Raw genomic sequence first — 16988 nt, forward strand, 5'->3', positions numbered from 1 at the left:
CAGTAGGTCTGCGGCAGCACTTGGGCCACGCGCTGCAGAACCCCCGGGAGCACCTCGATGGGGAAAATAGCGCCTGCCAGCAGGTAAAGCGATCCGGATACCGCCTCCGAGTAGAAGGCGGCGTTGCGCGCAGCAAGGAGCAGCACTCCGGCCAGGCCGACGCCCATGAGCGCGGTGGCACCCACGCCCAGGGCCAGCGAAAGGGATCCGGGCAAGACCCAGCCCGCGTTGACGGTCAGCGGCGCGCCCATGGCGAACCGCGCGAACAACAGCACGACCAGGCTGGAGAAGGCGACGATGATGGCCTTGGCCGCCGCGCGGCCGAGCAGGTACCAGATCATGCTGCGGCCGGCGATGTAGATGTACCGGATCGTGGAGTAAAACTCCCGATCCTCGATGACGCACCAGGTCGCGCCCTGCATGATCTGCCCGGTCACCATGAAAAAGGCGTTGCCCACCATCATAGCGGCGAAATAGGGCGTCTGCGCGCTCCTTGCGATGACCAGGTAGATGACGGCCAGGATCAGGCTCTGAGCCAACGGCTTGACGATGGAGTAGCCGAAAAACAGCGACAGGTCCGTCCAGTTGCTCTCCGACATCCACCCAAGCCACAGCCCGCCCCGCACCCCGGCCACCCCGGAACGGTGCTGCTTCACTGCCACCGAAGCGTCAGCCGCCCCTCGCGCCTCGCCAGGCGCTCCATGAAGCCAAGCAGCCGCCATGCGGCCCAGATGAAGAGGCCCGCCAGCAAGGCCAGCAGTCCGATTTCCGCGCGGACCGGGAGAAGCGCCGCGGACTGGTCCGGGCCGTAGAGGCTCTGTCGCATCGCGTCAAGCCCCAGCGTCAGCGGGATGACGGACGCCACCGCTGCAACCCAGAATCCCAGGAAGCGAACCGGGAAGTAAAACCCTGACACCAGGTAGACCGGCTCCTGCAGGAGCTGCGACAGGTGCCACGCCTCCCGCCCGTGGAGCAGGTAAAGCGAAGCCATGGCCATGCCAAGCCCATAAAGGGCCACCAGACTGACCACGAAGCCCACGAGGAGCCCCGCGGGGTCCGAGACGACGAGCGGCACCCGAAACCACAGCACGGCCGCCGCCACGATGGTCGCCGCGCGGATGGTGGTCATGAAAAGCCCGCCTGTCGCCATGCCGGCCAGGATCACCATGAGGGGCACGGGCGCCGTGATGTACGCCTCCAGGTTGCCGCTCTGCTTCTCCCAGAAAAGCTGACTGGCCATGTTCCACAGGACGTTGAGCCAGAACGCCATCATGGCCCCGCCGATGGTGACGAACCCCACGTACGCCTCGGGGGCGTTGAGGGCTCGATAAACGTAGACGTAGGCGGCCGTTGCCAGCACCGGGAGGCCCACGTCAAACAGAACCCACGACGGGTCCCGGTTGGCCGCCACCACCCGCACGTACGCTCGAGCCCAGAACGCGCGCCAATAGCGCGCCGCAAGAGCCCCTCGAGCTGCCGCCGCCTGAGGCCCCCCGGCGCTCACCGGGCTGCCCCCTCGGAAGCCCCGGTCCCGTCCGAATCCAGCCTGCGGCCGACCAGCATCAGGAAGACGTCTTCCAGCGTCGGTTCGGGTTTGTGGAGTTCGAGCACGCGGGATCCGGCCGCCTCCAGGGCGGCCAGCACGCTGCCGACCCCGGAGTCGTCGGAGAGCTGCATCATGAGTTCCACGGTGGCGTCAGACGCCCGCACCCGCGCCGCCACTCGCCGTACCGCCGGGTGGCGGCCCAGCAGCTCCTCGATGGGGTGCCGCCCGTCCGGAGCGGCGAGGCCACCGCCGGCCGCCACCCGTACCGGCGGAGTGGTGCGGAGCCTCAGCATCACGTCGCCGCCCAGCATGCGCTTCAAAGCAGCGGGCGCGTCGCACGCCACGATGCGCCCGTGGTCGATGACCGCCACCCGGTCGCACAGCTCGTCGGCCTCCAGCATGTAGTGGGTGGTCAGGAGCACCGTGCGCCCCGGGCGCTCCCCGACCCATTCCCGGACAAAGCGCCGGATTGTTCGGGCAACGTCCACGTCCAGCCCCAGCGTGGGCTCGTCCAGGAAGAGCACCTGCGGGTCGCTGATGAAGCCCCTTGCCACGTTGAGCCGCTGCCGGTAACCGGTGGAGAGCCGGTTCATCTTGGTGTCCCGGTACTCCCACAGCCCGAAGGCCTGCAGCAGCCGATCGGCCCGCCGCCTGGCCTCGGGTACCGGAATGCCGTACAGCTGCGAGAACAGCCAGAGGTTCTCCCGGACCGTGAGGATGCCGTAGCCGGAGACCTCCCCGCCCGACACCATGCCGATGCGCTCGCGGACCGCCGCCGGCTCACTCGCCACGTCGAACCCCTGCACCCGCGCCTCACCGGACGTGGGCAACAGGAGCGTGGCGAGGATCTTGATGAGCGTCGTCTTCCCTGCCCCGTTGGGGCCGAGAAGCCCGAAGATCTCGCCGTCGTTCACCTCGAGCGAGACGCTGTCCAGCGCGACGATGTGGGAGATCGCCTCCGAGCCCCTCCTGGCGCGGCCCAACACCCGCCTGGCCCACGACCGGCGACCGCCTTCGCTCATCCGCACGAAGACCCGGGTGAGCGCCCGCGCCTCAACAGCGAGCGCGCCCCCGGAGCCGGGGCTGACCGACACCCGCCTCCCGCCCCTCCAAAACCCCGGACCGGCCGCTGGCCGGCGAGGGCAAGACGAACCTCTGGGTCTCGTTCTGCGCAGGGACCACCTGCCCCTTCTCAAGCTCTTGCGCCCCGGGCACCCCGGTGGCATGCTTAGTTGAGCGCCATGGAGGGGGCTACCGACACCGTTGACGCGCTACCGCCGGTTCGTGGCGCCGCGCCGGCTGGGCGCCGCCGACCTGGCCGTCGCGCTGTTCGTCTTTGCCGTGCTGTACGCGCTGGTCCGCCTGGGGCCCGCCCTGCAGGCCCCCATCAGCGCGGCCGCGCCCGAAGCCATCTCGCTCGACCCGCGCTTTCTCCCCTACTACGCGGGCCGGTCACTTTTCCGCATGGTGGCAGCATTTGCCGCTTCGGTGATCTTCTCCCTGGCTTACGGCTACGCGGCGGCCAGGATCAGGGGCGCCGAACGGCTGCTGATCCCCCTGCTGGACATTCTGCAATCGGTGCCGGTGTTGGGGTTTTTGTCGGTGAGCCTGACAGCTCTCATGGGGCTTTTCCCCGGCCGCATCATCGGGCTCGAGCTGGCTTCCATCTTCGCCATCTTCACGAGCCAGGTGTGGAACCTTACGTTCGCCTTCTACCACGCCCTCAAGGCAGTGCCGGGCGAACTGCAGCTGGCGGCCCGGGTCTTTCGTCTCAACGGGTGGCAGCGCTTCACCCGCCTCGAACTCCCTTCTTCCATGATCAGCCTGGTCTGGAACGGCATGATGTCGTTCGGGGGCGGCTGGTTCTTCCTGGCAGCGAGTGAAGCCATCACCGTGCTCAACCGCCGCCTGATGCTACCCGGCCTCGGCAGCTACCTCGCCGTCGCGCTCGGACAGGCCAACTGGCGGGCCGTCCTGTGGGCCATTGCCACCATGGCTGCCGTCATCCTTCTGCTGGACCGGCTCTTCTGGGGGCCCGTTGTCGCGTGGGCAGAGAAGTTCAAGCTCGACCAAACCCCTTCGGCCGCGCCCGTCCAGTCTGCCGTGCTCACGTTGCTGCGCCGTTCGGTGCTGCTGGATGCCCTGGAGCGGTGGATTGTCCGGTTGACCGAGCCGGCCGCCGATGCCCTGAGCCGGTGGCGGGCACAGAGAAACCGGCTGCCCCGGCCCGCTGTGCCATCCCGGCACTCCTGGCTCGCCCCGGCCCTGCGAGCAGCGGCGCTGGCAGGTGCGGGAGCCTGGGCGGCCCGATACGGCTGGATGGGCCTGCGGCTGGTCGGGTCGCTTGGGCCGGCGGAACTCTCGCGCGTGGCCGGCCTGGGCACCCTGACCCTCCTGAGGGTGGTGGCGGCGGTGGTGCTGGGAGCGCTGTGGACGGTGCCCGTCGGCGTCGCCATCGGGCTGAACCCCCGCCTGGCCGGCCTCGGACAGTCGCTCGCACAGCTCGCGGCGGCGTTCCCGGCCAACATGCTCTTCCCGTTCGTGGGCGTTTTGTACTTGCGCTTTCACGTCAACTTCGAATTGGGCGCCATCCTGCTGATGATGCTCGGCACACAGTGGTACATCCTGTTCAACGTGATTGCCGGTGCAAGCGCCCTGCCGGCGGAATTGCGTGACGCCGCCTCCGTATTTCGGCTTCGCGGGTGGGCGCGGTGGCGCCAGGTCATCCTGCCCGCCATCTTCCCGGCGCTGGTCACCGGGGGCCTGACGGCTGCCGGCGGGGCCTGGAACGCCAGCATCGTGGCGGAGGTCGTCACCTGGGGCGCATACCGGCTTTCCGCGACGGGTCTGGGCGCCTACATCACCCATGCGACACAAGCAGGCGACCGGGCCGGCATCGTGTGGAGCATTACGGGCATGGCGCTGTTCGTGGTCGCGCTGAACCGGCTCGTGTGGCGGAGGCTCCTCGAAGTCGCGGAGACGCGATTCGCTCTTGAGTGAGAGCACGGGACGGTGAAGGCCGATGGCCGTCGCAAGTGAGGCAAAGACCATCATCGAAGTCCGGCACGTCACCCGGGCCTTTCCGCTCCCCGGCGGAGGCCAGATGACCGTGTTGGAGGATATCGACCTGAAGCTGTACGAGGGGGAGTTCCTGGCGATCTTGGGGCCCAGCGGATCGGGGAAGTCAACGCTGTTACGTATCATCACCGGACTGGTTCCCCCGACGTCCGGGCAGGTGCTTTACCGCGGGCGTGACATGAGGGACGCCGAAGCGAGCGTGGCGATGGTCTTCCAGAGCTTTGCGCTCTACCCGTGGCTTACCGTGCAGCAGAACGTCGAACTCGGGCTGGAAGCCCGCGGCGTGCCCCGGGTCCAACGCCAGAAGCGGGCGCTTGCGGCCATCGACCTGGTGGGCCTCGATGGGTTCGAGCATGCGTTTCCCCGGGAGCTCTCCGGGGGCATGAAGCAGAGAGTGGGCCTGGCCCGGGCTTTGGTGGTCGAGCCAGACGTCCTGGTGATGGACGAGCCTTTCTCCGGCCTTGACGTGCTCACGGCGGAGAGCCTGCGCAGCGACTTGCTGGAACTCTGGCTCGACCGGCGCATCCCTACCTGCGCCATCGTCCTGGTCACGCACAGCATTGAAGAGGCGGTCTTCATGGCCGGCCGGGCCGTCGTGCTCTCGCGGGACCCTGCTCGGGCGGTGGCCGAGGTGTCCATCGAGTTGCCGCACCGGCGGAACCGGGACGCCCCCGGCTTCAAGGCGCTGGTCGACCACATCTACTCCCTGCTCACCACGCCCCGCCGTGACGATCAGAGGCGAGCCGCAGCCCTACCTGGCGAGGTATCGGCCCGCCTTGAAGCGCCGGTGGTTGCCGGGGCCGCGCACGCGCCATCTGCCCTGCACGCGCCCGCCACCACCTTGCGGAGCCGGCGGCTGCCCTCGGCTCGGGCCGGCGCTCTCAACGGCTTCATCGAGCTTCTGGAGGAGGCGGGCGGGCGGGTGGACCTCTTCGAACTCGGCGCACGGCTGCACCTCGACCTGGAGGATCTGCTGCCCATTGTGGACGCCTGCGAGCTCCTGGGCCTGTGCCGGGTCACCCCCGGGGATGTGGAACTCACCCCTGAAGGGATGCGCTACGCAGCAGCTGGCGTCACCGAGCGCAAGGAACTTTTCCGGCGCCAGGCGCTGGCGTGCGTGCCCGAACTGGAACGGCTACTGGCAGTGCTGCGGTCCAAGGCCGACCACCGAATGCCCCGCGAGTTCTTCCTTGACATCCTGGAACACCGCTACGGGACCCAGGAGGCCCAGCGCCAGCTCGACACCCTCATGGACTGGGGCCGATACGCGGAACTCTTCGCCTACGACGAAGCTTCTCGCATGCTCTTCCTGGAAAACGACACCGGCGCCACCTTCGATGGCAGCACCGGTGCCAGATAGAGTCTCTTCGCCAGCGCCACCCCCCCCCCAGCGTCAGGCCGCGGCGACGGGCGAAGCCGCCTGATGCCGCCTCAGGCTGTCTACCACGCGCTCAAGGGCAAGGGCGAACGCTGCGAGCCGAAGGTCCACTTTCAGCGACTCGGCCTTCTCGCAGACGGCGTCGATGGCGCGCACCATGATCTCCTCGAGGCGTTCACTCACCTCGCCGACGCTCCAGACCTCGCCGCGCAGGTTTTGCACCCACTCGAAGTACGAGACCGCCACGCCGCCTGCGTTGGCCAGGATGTCCGGCACCACCACGACCCCCCGTTCCACAAGGCGGTGGTGCGCCTGAAGGGTGGTGGGGCCGTTCGCCCCCTCGACCACCATCCGGGCCCGGATCCGGTCGGCGTTGGCTGAGGTGATCTGGTTTTCGATGGCAGCGGGGATCAGCACGTCCACGTCCAGCGCCAGCAGGTCCGCGTTGGTCAGATGCTGCACGCCGGGCGATGCGTAGCTGGCAAGCAGCCCGCCGGAGGCCTGGAGGTGGCGCTCCACCTCGTCGAGGTCAAGCCCGCCGGGCTTGCGGATGGCTCCGGAGACGTCGCTGATGGCCTCGATGACGAGCCCCTGTTCGGCGAGCAGCCTGGCCGCCCACCGGCCGACGTTACCGAAGCCCTGCACCGCCACCCGAGTCTTCCTCGGATCCCAGCCCAGGCGCTGCAGCATCCGGCGCGCCGCGATGGCCACGCCGCGGCCCGTCGCCTCGCGGCGGCCAGCGGTGCCGCCGATGGCCACCGGCTTGCCCGTCACGATCGCGGGAACGGGCCGCCCCAGCGCCACGCTGGCCGTGTCCATGATCCAGGCCATGACCTGTTCGTTGGTGTTGACGTCCGGCGCGGGGATGTCGACCTGGGGGCCCCAGTTGGGCAGCATCATGAGCGTGTAGGCGCGGGTGAGGCGCTCCAGTTCTCCCCGGGATAGCTCCGAGGGATCAACCTCGATGCCGCCCTTGGCCCCCCCGAAGGGTACGTCCACGACGGCGCACTTCCAGGTCATCAGCGCGGCCAGCGCCCTGACCTCGTCCAGCCCCACGTCCGGGTGGTAGCGGATGCCCCCCTTGTACGGTCCCCTTGCGTTGCAGTGCTGGACGCGGTAACCCCGGAAGACGCGCCACCGGCCGCTGTCCATCATGACGGGCACCGAGACCGAGATCTCCCGGTCGGGTACCGAGAGGCGGGCCGCGAAGTCCAACCGGAGGTTGACGAGTTCGGCGGCCTGCCGGACCATCGAATCGGCCAGCCCGACCAGACCTGTGTCTGCCGCCAGCTGGCCGCTTGTCTGTCGCCGGGAAAGTCCGTCGCGAAGCCTGACGTCCTCTGCCAAGGCCTCAACCCCGCCCTTCCACGCCCGCTCCGCGCATATTGTACCCCGTATACACCATACGGCGGTACGAGCGCTCCCGGACGCCCGGCGGCCCGCGCCAGCCTGTACCGCAATTGGCGCACCTTTTCTCGCGGTATGCTCCCGCTTGCTTGCGCGAGCTTCGGCTTACGCTGGCTTGCGATCGGTGCCGGTGTGGCCCCCGTCCCGCCCCGGCAGCGCCCACTCCCTGGCGCGGCGGATCTCCAGGGCGTAGTCGTCTTCCTGCTCGACGGGCGTCTCGATGACCATGGGGCGTTCCTGGAAAAACGGATGGCGCACCAGCTCCCGGAGAAGCTCCCCCATCTGGCCCCTCCCCAGAAGCTCGTGGCGATCCAGGTGATCGCCCGCTCCTCCCTTGGAGTCATTGAGGTGCACCACTTCCAGGCGTGAGGCGAACTCCGGCCGGCTCACCTCTGCCACGAAGCGGTCGAACTTCTCTGGCTGCAGGAACCCCGAAGCAAAGGCGTGACAGCTGTCCAGGCAAAACCCGACGCGCTCTTTCGCTCCAAGCGCCTCGTGAATGGCCAGAAGCTCGTCCACGCTTCTGCCAAGCTCGCTCCCCTGCCCGGCCGTGTTCTCCAACAGCAGCCTGCACTTCCCCGAAAAGCGCGCCATCACCTCATCCACGGCCTCCACCATCCGCCGCACGCCGGCCTGTTCCCCCTCGCCCAGGTGCTTTCCGCAGTGCACCACGAGCCACGGGGTGCCGAAGGCCTCGCAGATCTCGAGCTCGTTGACGATGGAGGCGATGGTGGTCTCCCGCAGGGTGGGGTCGGCGGTGGAGAGGTTGGTGACGTAAGCCGAGTGCGCCACCGTCAGGACGCTTGCCCGGCGCGCCGCCTCTCCCTCCCGGGCCCAGCTCTGGCGATCCACCGGCTTGATGCGGTAACTCCTGGGGTTCTTGGGAAAGTACTGGAACACGTCCGCCCCGAGCCTGACCGCGTTTTCGACGGTCCGTGCAAATCCCCGTGCCGTGCTCAGGTGGCAGCCGATCATCATGCCCCAAGCCGCCTCCTTACCCTCCACCAGGCCCGCGCCGCGCCCGCTCTATCATGGGCTCCCCCAAGCGCTCAGGTCAATGATGGCGAGTTCGGGGGGACAGCGCAGGCGCAGGGGAACGCCGATGGTACCCACACCCCGGTTCACGTAGAGCCACACCCTGCCGGTTCGGAACAGGCCCCGCACGAAGCGATGGTGGTGCATCCAGCGCGCCCAGACCGGGCCGAGAAGGGGCAGGTCGATCTGGCCTCCGTGGGTATCCCCCACGATGACCAGGGCCCCGTCCATGGCAGAGGGGTTGTGCTCGATAACGTGGTAGGTGTGGGCAGCCACCACTTCCATCGCCGGACGTCTGGCGCCGACGCCTCCCGCTGTTTGTGACGGGTCCGGTTGACCCCTCATCCAGATGCCCGAAGGCTCGTCCCACCGGGCGTGCAGGAGCGGCGGGAGGTCCGTCGCCTGCGTGTAGCGGTCGTACCCGAGATCGGGGGTATCGACGCCGACGAGGCGGACGGTGCCCGCCGGGGATTCCAGCACCACGTGCCGGTTGACCAGCACCCACACCCCGGCCTCTTCCAGAGCCCGCCAGAGCGCGAGGAGGCGCTCCGGGCGTTCGTGGTCGTGGTTGCCCCAGACGACGGCCACCTGGACCCGCCGCGCCAGTTCCAGCACGTACCCGAGCGGCGCGCCGGGCCGTGACGCCCTGTCCATGAAGTCGCCGGTAACGATGGCCAGGTGCGCCCCGAGGGCCTCGGTGCAGCGCAGCGCGTCCCGGTGCGAGCGCCCCGGGCGCCGGTGCAGGTGCAGGTCCGTGAGGTGGGCCAGCCGCATGGTACGGCCCGGCCTTTCGAGGACGCTGCTCGACGCCTGCCTGCCGCGGCAGGCCGCGGCTCCGGCTGGCAGGGTCGCCCGTCGGTCGAGGGCCAGGCCTTCGCGTTGTACGTGGAAGCGCAGGTACTCGATCTGCAGCCGGCCCGCCTCGAGCGCACCCCATGCGAGCGCGGCGCCCGCGGCCGCAGCGACTCCGGCGCCGCCCGCAATCCAGGCGGCCGGCGCAAAGGCGCTCAACTCCGGGCCGACACCCCGGCCAGGCCTTTGGCGGGACGGCCCTTCCACCACTGAAGCGCGGCGACGGTGGCCAGCATCGTCCCTCCTGCCAGATCGGTTACGAGGCCGGGGTCGATCATCATGACCCCTCCTGCGGCCAGAAGCACCCGTGCCCAGACGGCAAGCGAAGTGCGCATGTAGCCGCCGAGCGCTACGGCCACGCCGAACATGCCGGCCAGGGACGTGGCCAGCACGTGCACGGCCCGCCACACCGTGACATCCTGCATCAGAAGCACCGGCGAAAAGACGAACATGTACGGCACCAGAAACGCTCCGATGGCCAGCCGCGTCCCGGTGACCCCCGTTTTCATGGGGTTGCTCCCGGCGATGCCCGAGCCCGCGTAGGCCGCCAGCGCCACCGGGGGCGTGATGTCCGCGACGACGCCGTAGTAGAAGACGAACATGTGCGCCGAAAGGAGCGGCACGCCCAGCCGCAACAGCGCCGGTGCCGCGATGGTGGACGTGATGACGTAGTTGGCCGTGGTGGGCACGCCCATCCCCAGCACCAGGGAGGTGACCATCGCCGCCAGCATCGTCAACAGCAGGTTGCCCTGCGCCAGATCCACCAATCCGCTCGCCAGCTTGAGCCCCAGGCCCGTCAGCGTGACGACCCCGATGATGATCCCCGCCGCCGCCGTCGCCATGACCACCCCGAGGGCGCTGCGGGCGCCCTGTTCCAGGGCTTCCACGATCTCCCGCCAATTCATGCGTGTCGACGGGTGGATCGTGGCGGCCCCGACCGCCAGCAGGATGCCGTAGAAGGCCGCCTTCATGGGCGTGCTGCCCTCGACCAGCAGCCAGATGATGCCGACCAGCGGCAAGAACAGGTGGCCACGGCTCCTCAGGACGCTCCACAGCCCCGGTAGCTGATCCCTCGGGATTCCCTTCAGCCCCAGGCGCCTGGCCTCGTAGTGCACGGCGATGAAGATGCCGCTGAAGTACAGGATGGCGGGGATCACCGCGGCCTTCGCCACCTCGATGTACGGAATGCCGGTGAACTCCGCCATGAGGAAGGCCGCCGCTCCCATGATGGGCGGCATGATCTGGCCGCCGGTCGAGGCCGCCGCCTCCACGGCCGCAGCGAACTCCGGCCGGTAGCCCAGCCGCTTCATCATGGGAATGGTGAAGCTCCCCGACCCCACCGTGTTGGCCACCGAGCTGCCCGAGATGGTGCCCTCCAGGGCGCTGGTGATGACCGCCACTTTCGCCGGCCCGCCGGCCGCGAAACCTGCCACCGCGTTCGCCAGGTCGATGAAGAAGCGGCCGAGCCCGGTCTTTCCCACAAACGCGCCAAACAGGATGAACAGGAAGATGAACGTGGACGAGACGCCCAGCGGGATCCCGAAGATGCCCTCCGTGGTGAAGTAAAGGTGGTTGGCCACCTGGGAGAGCGAAAAGCCGCGGTGGGCCAGGAAGCCCGGCATGCTCCGCCCCACCAGCGCGTACACGACGAAGGCGGCCGCGATGATGACGATGGGCAGCCCCGCCACCCGGCGCGTGGCCTCCAGCACCAGCAGCACCGCCGCCGTCGCCACCAGAAGGTCGGCGCGCGTCGGCAGTCCCGCCCGCATGACGATCTGCTCGTAGAAGATCACGAGGTACAGTGATACGCCCGCCGCCACCACCGCGAGCGCCAGATCCCACCACGCAATCCGGGACTCCCGGCGGCGCCGGGCAGGAAACAGCAGAAACACCAGGCTCATCCCAAAGGCAAGGTGGACCGCGCGCTGGATGCGCGCCTCGAACACCCCGAACGCGGCCGTGTAAAGCTGGAAGACGGAAAAGGCGATGGCCAGAAGCGCCACCAGCCGCCCCGCCGCGCCCGCGAGCCGCCGGTAGCCCGACTCGATGTCAAATCGGGCCATCAACTCCTCGACGTTAACCTGGTCCGGCGGCCCACCCCCATTCTCCGGGCGGTCAGTTGTGCTGCTGGCCATCTACGCTACCCCCGTCCTCGCTGCCGCAGGACAGGACTGCGGCCTTGCAGTCGAAAGCCACCAACTCAACGGCCGTCCCGTCGGGCACCGCTCCGCTCAGGTCAAGCCAGTACCCGCCCGCCTCCAGCGAGTGCTCCGTCATCCGGCTCACCCTGAAGACGAGCCTCGGGATGGACCGTTCGAGGGCCATCACCACAACCGGCCCCTGCGGCTGCAACTCAAGTTTGCCATCCGTTGGAAGTCCCGCGCCGAACGAGAGATACTCGGTGCGGTAAAGCGTAAACCCCCCCGCCCCCTGCCGTACGAGAAAGCGCTCCACGACCAGGGTCTTCTCCACGGAATGGCGGAACGTCACCGCGAACTCAGGCTCCTCGAGGCCCACCTCGAACAGGGCATGCCCGGCAGGATAGACCCTCACCTGCAGGCAGAGCGCGGCACCACCCGGCGCGCCCCGTGCGCCCGCCGTCCCCTCCCCCTCCGGCAGCGCCTGGCCCGCCGCCGGCCCAACCGCGGTCCCCGAGGCGGCGAGCGCCGCGACCACGGCCATCGCGGCCCGAGCGAGTAACCTGAAAGGGCCGGGGCGCATGCCTGACGTGCCAGGAGCCGCCCCGGCCCTGCTCACCCGGCCTCTTTGCGGCTTTTGACGGTTACCTGCCCAGCTCCTGATAGAATCGTTCCGCCCCCGGGTGAAGCGGGATGGACATGCCGTCTTTCGCGGTCTTCTCGCCTATGTCCTTGCCCCTAGCGTGGGCCTGCGCCAGCCGCGGCAAGTTGGCGAAGAGCGCCCGGGTGAGGTTGTAGACCAGGTCCTCCGGCAGGTCCGCCCGGGCCACCAGCATGGCCTTGACGGCCACGGTCGTGACGTCCTGCGCATGGCCGCGGTACGTGCCAGCCGGCACCACGACCTGGGTGTAGAAGGGGTAGCGAGCCTCCAACTGGGCCGATATCTCTCCCGTGATGGGAACGATCACGACGTCCTTCTGGACGGCGATGTCCTGGATGGCCGCGGTGGGAATCCCCGCGGTCACGAACGCCGCGTCGATGTGCCCGTCACGCAAATTGGCGGACGCCTCGGCGAAGGAAAGGTACCGGGCCTGAAGATCCTTGTACGTCAGGCCAGCGGCCGCGAGGATCTGCCGGGCGTTGAGCTCCGTGCCGCTCCCGATGTCACCCACCGCCACCCGCTTGCCCTTCAAGTCGGCCACCGAGCGGATGTTGGCCTGCTTGAGAGCCACAAGCTGGACGACCTCGGGATACAGCGTGGCAACGCCCCGCAGCCTCTCCACCTTGCGCCCGTCGAACATCTCAATCCCGTTGGCGGCGTAATAGGCGATGTCGTTTTGAATGAAGGCGAGCTCCACCTGGCCCTGAGCCAGGAAGTTCACGTTGGCCACCGAGGCCCCCGTGGCCTGCACCGAGGCGTTGACCCCGGGCACGCTCTGGTTGAAGATCTCCGCCAGGGCACCGCCCAGCGGGTAATAAACGCCCGCCGTCCCGCCCGTAGCAATCGTTACAAACTGTGCAGCCTGCACGCCGCCGGCCAACGCCAAGACCAGTAACGCCACAAGCCCGACCGGTCCGAAAAACCTTGCTGCTTTCATGATCACGTCTTCCTGTTCTCCCTCCCGTCTCTCGCCATGGAGTGAAGCCGCTTTCGAAAAAAACCTCCCTCACACGGCCAACCTGCGAAGCATTTCGATCTGCACGAAGGCGACTCCTCCCACGCAGGGAGCAGAGGAAAGGCCTCCCGGTGGCGTATCTTGTGTTGCGGGAAAGGCAGAGAAAGCGAGAATGAGCCGGGCTTTCATCACGGGCGCGCAGGCCATCGTCCAGGGCGCCGTGGACAGCGGTTGCGACTTCTATGCAGGCTATCCGATCACCCCCGCCACCCCCATCCTCCTCGGCATGGTTCGGGCGCTGCCGCCCCGGGGCGGGATTGCCATCCAGGCCGAGGACGAGATCGCGGCCATCGGTTTTTGCATCGGCGCCGCCATGACGAACCGGCGCGCCATGACCGCCACCAGCGGGCCGGGGATGAGCCTTTACAGCGAAAACATCGGCTTCGCCATCATGGCCGAGGTGCCCCTGGTGATCGTGGACGTTCAGCGGATGGGCCCCGCCACCGGCGGCGCGACCACCCCGGCCCAGGGCGACCTTCAGTTCGTACGCTGGGGCACCTCGGGCGGCTTCCCCGTCGTGGCGCTGGCCCCCGAAAACGCCGAACAGTGCTACCGGCTGACCGTGAAAGCCTTTGAGCTGGCGGAACGGCTGCGAGCCCCGGTCTTTCTGCTGGCGGACAAGGAAGTGGTGATGACGGCGGAGACGGTGGATCCGGAGCGGCTCAAGTCCGCCGGCCCGGTGACGCCCCGCCGCACGGCACCGCCCGAGGGACCGTACCTCTCGTACGGGTTCGACCGGCCCGAGGATGTGCCGGCCTTCTCTCCCTTCGGCGGGCCTCACGTGGTCCGGGTGAACACCTCCACCCACGACGAGGGAGGTTACCTCACCAAGGACCCGGCCAAGGTGGAACGCCTCAACCGCCACCTGGTGGCGAAGATCGAGGCAGCGGCCCCGGATGTGGAAGACGTCGCGCTCGACCTGCAAGAAGGGGCCGACACGCTGGTCGTCAGCTACGGGGTGAGCGCCCGCTCGGCCGCTGACGCCGTCCGAGAGGCCCGGCGGCTCGGGCGGGCGGTGTCGCTTGCCGTCGTGCACTCCGTCTGGCCCTTCCCGAAGGCCGCCATCACCAGGGCTCTCGCCGGCGTGCTGCACCTCGTGGTTGCGGAACTCAACTTCGGCCAGCTCCGCCTGGAGGTCGAGCGGGTCGTCGAAGCCGGGCAGCGCGTCACGGGCGTGCACCGCGTTGACGGCGAACTCATCACCCCCGGCGCGATCCTTCAGGCCATCTTACAGCAAGCTTAGGAGGCGTCTTTTCGGAGATGAAGCCGGCATCCGGACCGGGCGTCGAGGCCCCGGGCACGTACATCGACGAACGGCGCCTGCCCTATCCCTTCTGCCCCGGCTGCGGCCACGGGCGCATCCTGGACGCGCTGAACGCGGCGCTGGTGCGCACCCGTCGCGACCCTCGCCGGGTGGTCATCGTTACGGACATCGGCTGCGTCGGGCTGTCGGACCAGTACTTCCTGACCAACGGCCTTCACGGGCTGCACGGGCGATCCGTGACGTACGCCACCGGCATCAAGCTGGCCGACCCGGACCTCACCGTCATCGTGCTCATGGGAGACGGCGGCTGCGGCATCGGCGCCAACCACCTCGTGCACGCCGCCCGGCGCAACGTCGGCATCGCCGTCCTGGTGTTCAACAACTTCAACTTCGGGATGACCGGCGGCCAGCAGTCACCCCTCACCCCGCCCGGCAGCGTCACCAGCAGCACCCCAGCGGGTAACCCGGAGTTCCCGATGGACGTCTGTGCAACGGTCGCCGTCAACGGGGCGGCCTTCGCTGCCCGCACCTCGGCGTTCGACCCGGCCCTCTCAGATCTGATTTACGAGGCCATCACGACCGACGGTTTTGCGCTGGTGGACATCTGGGAACTGTGCACGGCCTACTTCGTACCCAATAACCGCTTCAGCCGCCAGGCCCTCGAACAGGCCCTGAAGCAAACGGGGCTACCGGCCGGCGCCGTGGCTCGCCGAACCCGCACGGAGTATACCCGCGCCCTGCGAGATCAGGCTCCAAGCCCGGGCGGCGCGCCCATCCGGGCGATCGAGCCGCGTTACAAGAGCGCGCTTGCGGGGCCGAGGTCCATCATCCTGGCCGGTGCCGCCGGCCAGAAGGTGCGGAGCGCCGCGTCGGTGCTGGGACGGGCCGCCGTGATGTCGGGCCTGTACGCCACCCAGCGCGACGACTACCCGGTCACCGTGATGACCGGCCACTCCATCAGCGAGGTCATCGTAAGCCCACAGCCCATCGGGTACACCGGCATCCCCGCGCCGGACGTCCTGGTGGTGCTGGCCCGGGAAGGCGTCCCGAGGGCGAGGCGCCTGGCCTGCGGAATGGGACCGGAGGGCCGGCTCTACGTGGAGCGCTCGCTTGTGCCCCAGTTTTCGGCCGGCACAAAGGCTCGTGTGCACGTCCTCAGCACCGAGCGGCTGGGCAAGCGATCGACGGGGCTGGCGGCCGTGGCCCTCATCGCGGAACAGGAGCGCCTCGTACCGGTGGAGGCTCTGGAAGAGGCGGCCCGCGACGGGCACCGGGGTGTGGAGGAGGAGATGGTGCGAGCCATTGCCGCCCGGAAGCTTTTGGTGCAGTAAGGGCGGCGCTAGGAGGGGTGGGCGTCGTTCGCAGAGGCGGGGGCAACCGCACGCGGCCTCGGCCGGCCGTTGCGGCCAGGAGGCTGCGCGTGATGCCCGGGCGGCACGGGGCGGGGCGTGCCCGGCAGCGTGACCGCCTCGACCGAGATGAGGGCGGCCTTGCCCCAGTTGCTCAACTCCGCGTGGCGCACCTCCCACTCGGGAGCCGCCCGGCGCCGGTTGCGGCAGTAGACCTGCACCAGCCCCGCCCGGCAGAGGGCCATGAGAGCGTCGAGCACATCCTGCTCCCGCCGCCCGGCTCGCCGTTCGTCCCGCAGGATGAGGCGAAGCGGCCTTCCCTCCACGAGCTGCCGTGCCAGCCGCTGGGCTGCGGCGTGAGCGGCCGGAGGAAGCAGGCGCCGGAGTTCGTCCAGGGTGAGCTTGGCAAGTCCCCTGAGTTGCTGGCCCACCGGAACCGGCGAAAGGCTGACCTGGTCCTCGTCCTTTGCGACCAGGTGCTGGCGGCGGGCCAGGTACGGCCCCTCCTGAACCCAGGGCAGCCAGACCTTGTCGGACAGGTCCACCCCCCTGGCCTGTGGCACGGTTCACCTCATTCCGCCCCGTACAGGGCGTTTATACCGGTATTATAGGATCAGGTTCACCGTCTCGCCTTCGCTTCCTGGGTCAGCCGGGCAAGCGAGAGGAACCGAGCGGAGGCAACCCGGAGAAGAGGCGACGTTTCGTGGCTTTGGTCCGCGCCATTATCTTTGCCGCCGATGAACTGCTGAACCCGTCATCTCCCGCGGCCAGCCACGACGAGTTGGCCGACGCAGTCCGGGACGCTGCCCGCCACCACGAAGTGTGGGTGGTGGGCGACCCCGGGCTTCCCCTGGACGTTGGCGCCTTACCGGCCGTCCGGCGGGCTCCCAGCCTGCATGCCGTTCCTCTCGAACTGATCGGTGCACGGGCCGGGGAAGGGACGGTGCTCGTGGTGGGGAGCCGGCCTGAAAGCTCCGCGCGTTTTGCCAACGAGCACGCCATGAGCGCCGTGGTGATTGCCCCGGAGGCCGGCCTCTCGCAGCCTGAGGATCTGGAAGAGGCGCCCGACTTCATCCTGCCGGCGGTGGGCGACGTCATCTTGCTGGTCCGGCGCATGGAACGCGAGGCGGGGGATTTCGATAGCGTCCCCGCAAGTGGTGTAAATTGGGTTCCCGCTTGACTGCCACCCGTTACGCCGCGATATCAGGCAACTGTGGCATTCCCTCGCTTTCACCCCCCGTCGTTCTTTGCCGGGCAGCATAGAG

At 68.6% G+C, this 16988-nt stretch carries 15 protein-coding genes; 5 read left to right on the top strand and 10 right to left on the bottom strand.

Annotation, left to right across the window (positions count from 1 at the left end; genetic code table 11):
* From AB1609_03475 to AB1609_03485, 3 genes are all read right to left on the bottom strand, one after another.
* The coding region (locus AB1609_03475) for an ABC transporter permease (GenBank protein ID MEW6045527.1) at window positions 1-662 on the bottom strand (662 nt) is incomplete at its 3' end.
* Complete coding sequence (locus AB1609_03480) at window positions 653-1504, bottom strand: ABC transporter permease (GenBank protein ID MEW6045528.1); 852 nt, start codon at window positions 1502-1504, stop codon at window positions 653-655. The genes AB1609_03480 and AB1609_03475, both read right to left, overlap by 10 nt.
* Window positions 1501-2640: an ATP-binding cassette domain-containing protein gene (locus tag AB1609_03485; protein ID MEW6045529.1), complete on the bottom strand. Its 1140-nt coding sequence runs from the start codon at window positions 2638-2640 to the stop codon at window positions 1501-1503. The genes AB1609_03480 and AB1609_03485 overlap by 4 nt, the downstream gene beginning before the upstream one ends.
* Before the next feature lie 169 nt (window positions 2641-2809).
* Here AB1609_03485 and AB1609_03490 point away from each other — a divergent pair, with 169 nt between their 5' ends.
* Together AB1609_03490 and AB1609_03495 are read left to right on the top strand one after the other, a co-directional pair.
* Window positions 2810-4546, top strand: coding sequence for an ABC transporter permease subunit (locus tag AB1609_03490; GenBank protein MEW6045530.1), 1737 nt, complete (start codon window positions 2810-2812; stop codon window positions 4544-4546).
* A 22-nt stretch (window positions 4547-4568) separates the two neighbouring features.
* Entirely contained in the window at window positions 4569-5984 is a 1416-nt protein-coding gene (locus AB1609_03495; GenBank protein MEW6045531.1) for a nitrate/sulfonate/bicarbonate ABC transporter ATP-binding protein, read from the top strand.
* Window positions 5985-6017: 33 nt separating this feature from the next.
* Here the strand turns inward: AB1609_03495 and AB1609_03500 are convergent, their stop codons facing one another.
* The 6 genes from AB1609_03500 to AB1609_03525 form a co-directional block, all read right to left on the bottom strand.
* Entirely contained in the window at window positions 6018-7349 is a 1332-nt protein-coding gene (locus AB1609_03500; protein MEW6045532.1) for a Glu/Leu/Phe/Val dehydrogenase, read from the bottom strand.
* Between the two features lie 165 nt (window positions 7350-7514).
* Window positions 7515-8387 (bottom strand): deoxyribonuclease IV, encoded by an 873-nt coding sequence (locus AB1609_03505; protein MEW6045533.1) that lies wholly within the window; start codon window positions 8385-8387, stop codon window positions 7515-7517.
* 51 nt (window positions 8388-8438) lie between these two features.
* A complete protein-coding gene (locus AB1609_03510; GenBank protein MEW6045534.1) occupies window positions 8439-9455 on the bottom strand; it encodes a metallophosphoesterase in 1017 nt (338 codons plus the stop codon).
* A complete protein-coding gene (locus AB1609_03515; protein MEW6045535.1) occupies window positions 9452-11431 on the bottom strand; it encodes a TRAP transporter permease in 1980 nt (659 codons plus the stop codon). Before AB1609_03515 ends, AB1609_03510 begins: the two co-directional genes overlap by 4 nt.
* Entirely contained in the window at window positions 11412-12053 is a 642-nt protein-coding gene (locus AB1609_03520; GenBank protein ID MEW6045536.1) for a DUF1850 domain-containing protein, read from the bottom strand. The genes AB1609_03515 and AB1609_03520 overlap by 20 nt, the downstream gene beginning before the upstream one ends.
* Window positions 12054-12078: 25 nt before the next feature.
* Window positions 12079-13032, bottom strand: a complete 954-nt coding sequence (locus tag AB1609_03525; protein ID MEW6045537.1) for a TAXI family TRAP transporter solute-binding subunit — start codon at window positions 13030-13032, stop codon at window positions 12079-12081.
* Window positions 13033-13222: 190 nt separating this feature from the next.
* Here AB1609_03525 and AB1609_03530 point away from each other — a divergent pair, with 190 nt between their 5' ends.
* On the top strand, window positions 13223-14353 hold the full coding sequence (locus AB1609_03530; GenBank protein MEW6045538.1) for a pyruvate flavodoxin/ferredoxin oxidoreductase: 1131 nt from the start codon (window positions 13223-13225) through the stop codon (window positions 14351-14353).
* 17 nt (window positions 14354-14370) lie between these two features.
* A complete protein-coding gene (locus tag AB1609_03535; GenBank protein MEW6045539.1) occupies window positions 14371-15705 on the top strand; it encodes a thiamine pyrophosphate-dependent enzyme in 1335 nt (444 codons plus the stop codon).
* Between the two features lie 8 nt (window positions 15706-15713).
* Here AB1609_03535 and AB1609_03540 read toward each other — a convergent pair whose 3' ends face one another.
* The gene (locus AB1609_03540; protein MEW6045540.1) at window positions 15714-16286 is read right to left on the bottom strand and encodes a hypothetical protein; all 573 of its coding nucleotides are present in this window, start codon (window positions 16284-16286) and stop codon (window positions 15714-15716) included.
* 140 nt (window positions 16287-16426) lie between these two features.
* Here AB1609_03540 and AB1609_03545 point away from each other — a divergent pair, with 140 nt between their 5' ends.
* Window positions 16427-16903, top strand: a complete 477-nt coding sequence (locus AB1609_03545; GenBank protein ID MEW6045541.1) for a hypothetical protein — start codon at window positions 16427-16429, stop codon at window positions 16901-16903.
* Window positions 16904-16988: the final 85 nt, after the last annotated feature.

It is taken from the genome of Bacillota bacterium (genome assembly GCA_040754675.1).
Lineage (GTDB): Bacteria > Bacillota > Limnochordia > Limnochordales > Geochordaceae > Geochorda.

Excerpts from the sequence above, each read along its gene's own strand:
- AB1609_03495 (MEW6045531.1), top strand. The coding sequence starts at position 4,569 with ATGGCCGTCGCAAGTGAGGCAAAGACCATCATCGAAGTCCGGCACGTC.
- AB1609_03505 (MEW6045533.1), bottom strand. The coding sequence starts at position 8,387 with ATGATGATCGGCTGCCACCTGAGCACGGCACGGGGATTTGCACGGACC.
- AB1609_03515 (MEW6045535.1), bottom strand. The coding sequence starts at position 11,431 with ATGGCCAGCAGCACAACTGACCGCCCGGAGAATGGGGGTGGGCCGCCG.
- AB1609_03525 (MEW6045537.1), bottom strand. The coding sequence starts at position 13,032 with ATGAAAGCAGCAAGGTTTTTCGGACCGGTCGGGCTTGTGGCGTTACTG.
- AB1609_03530 (MEW6045538.1), top strand. The coding sequence starts at position 13,223 with ATGAGCCGGGCTTTCATCACGGGCGCGCAGGCCATCGTCCAGGGCGCC.
- AB1609_03535 (MEW6045539.1), top strand. The coding sequence starts at position 14,371 with ATGAAGCCGGCATCCGGACCGGGCGTCGAGGCCCCGGGCACGTACATC.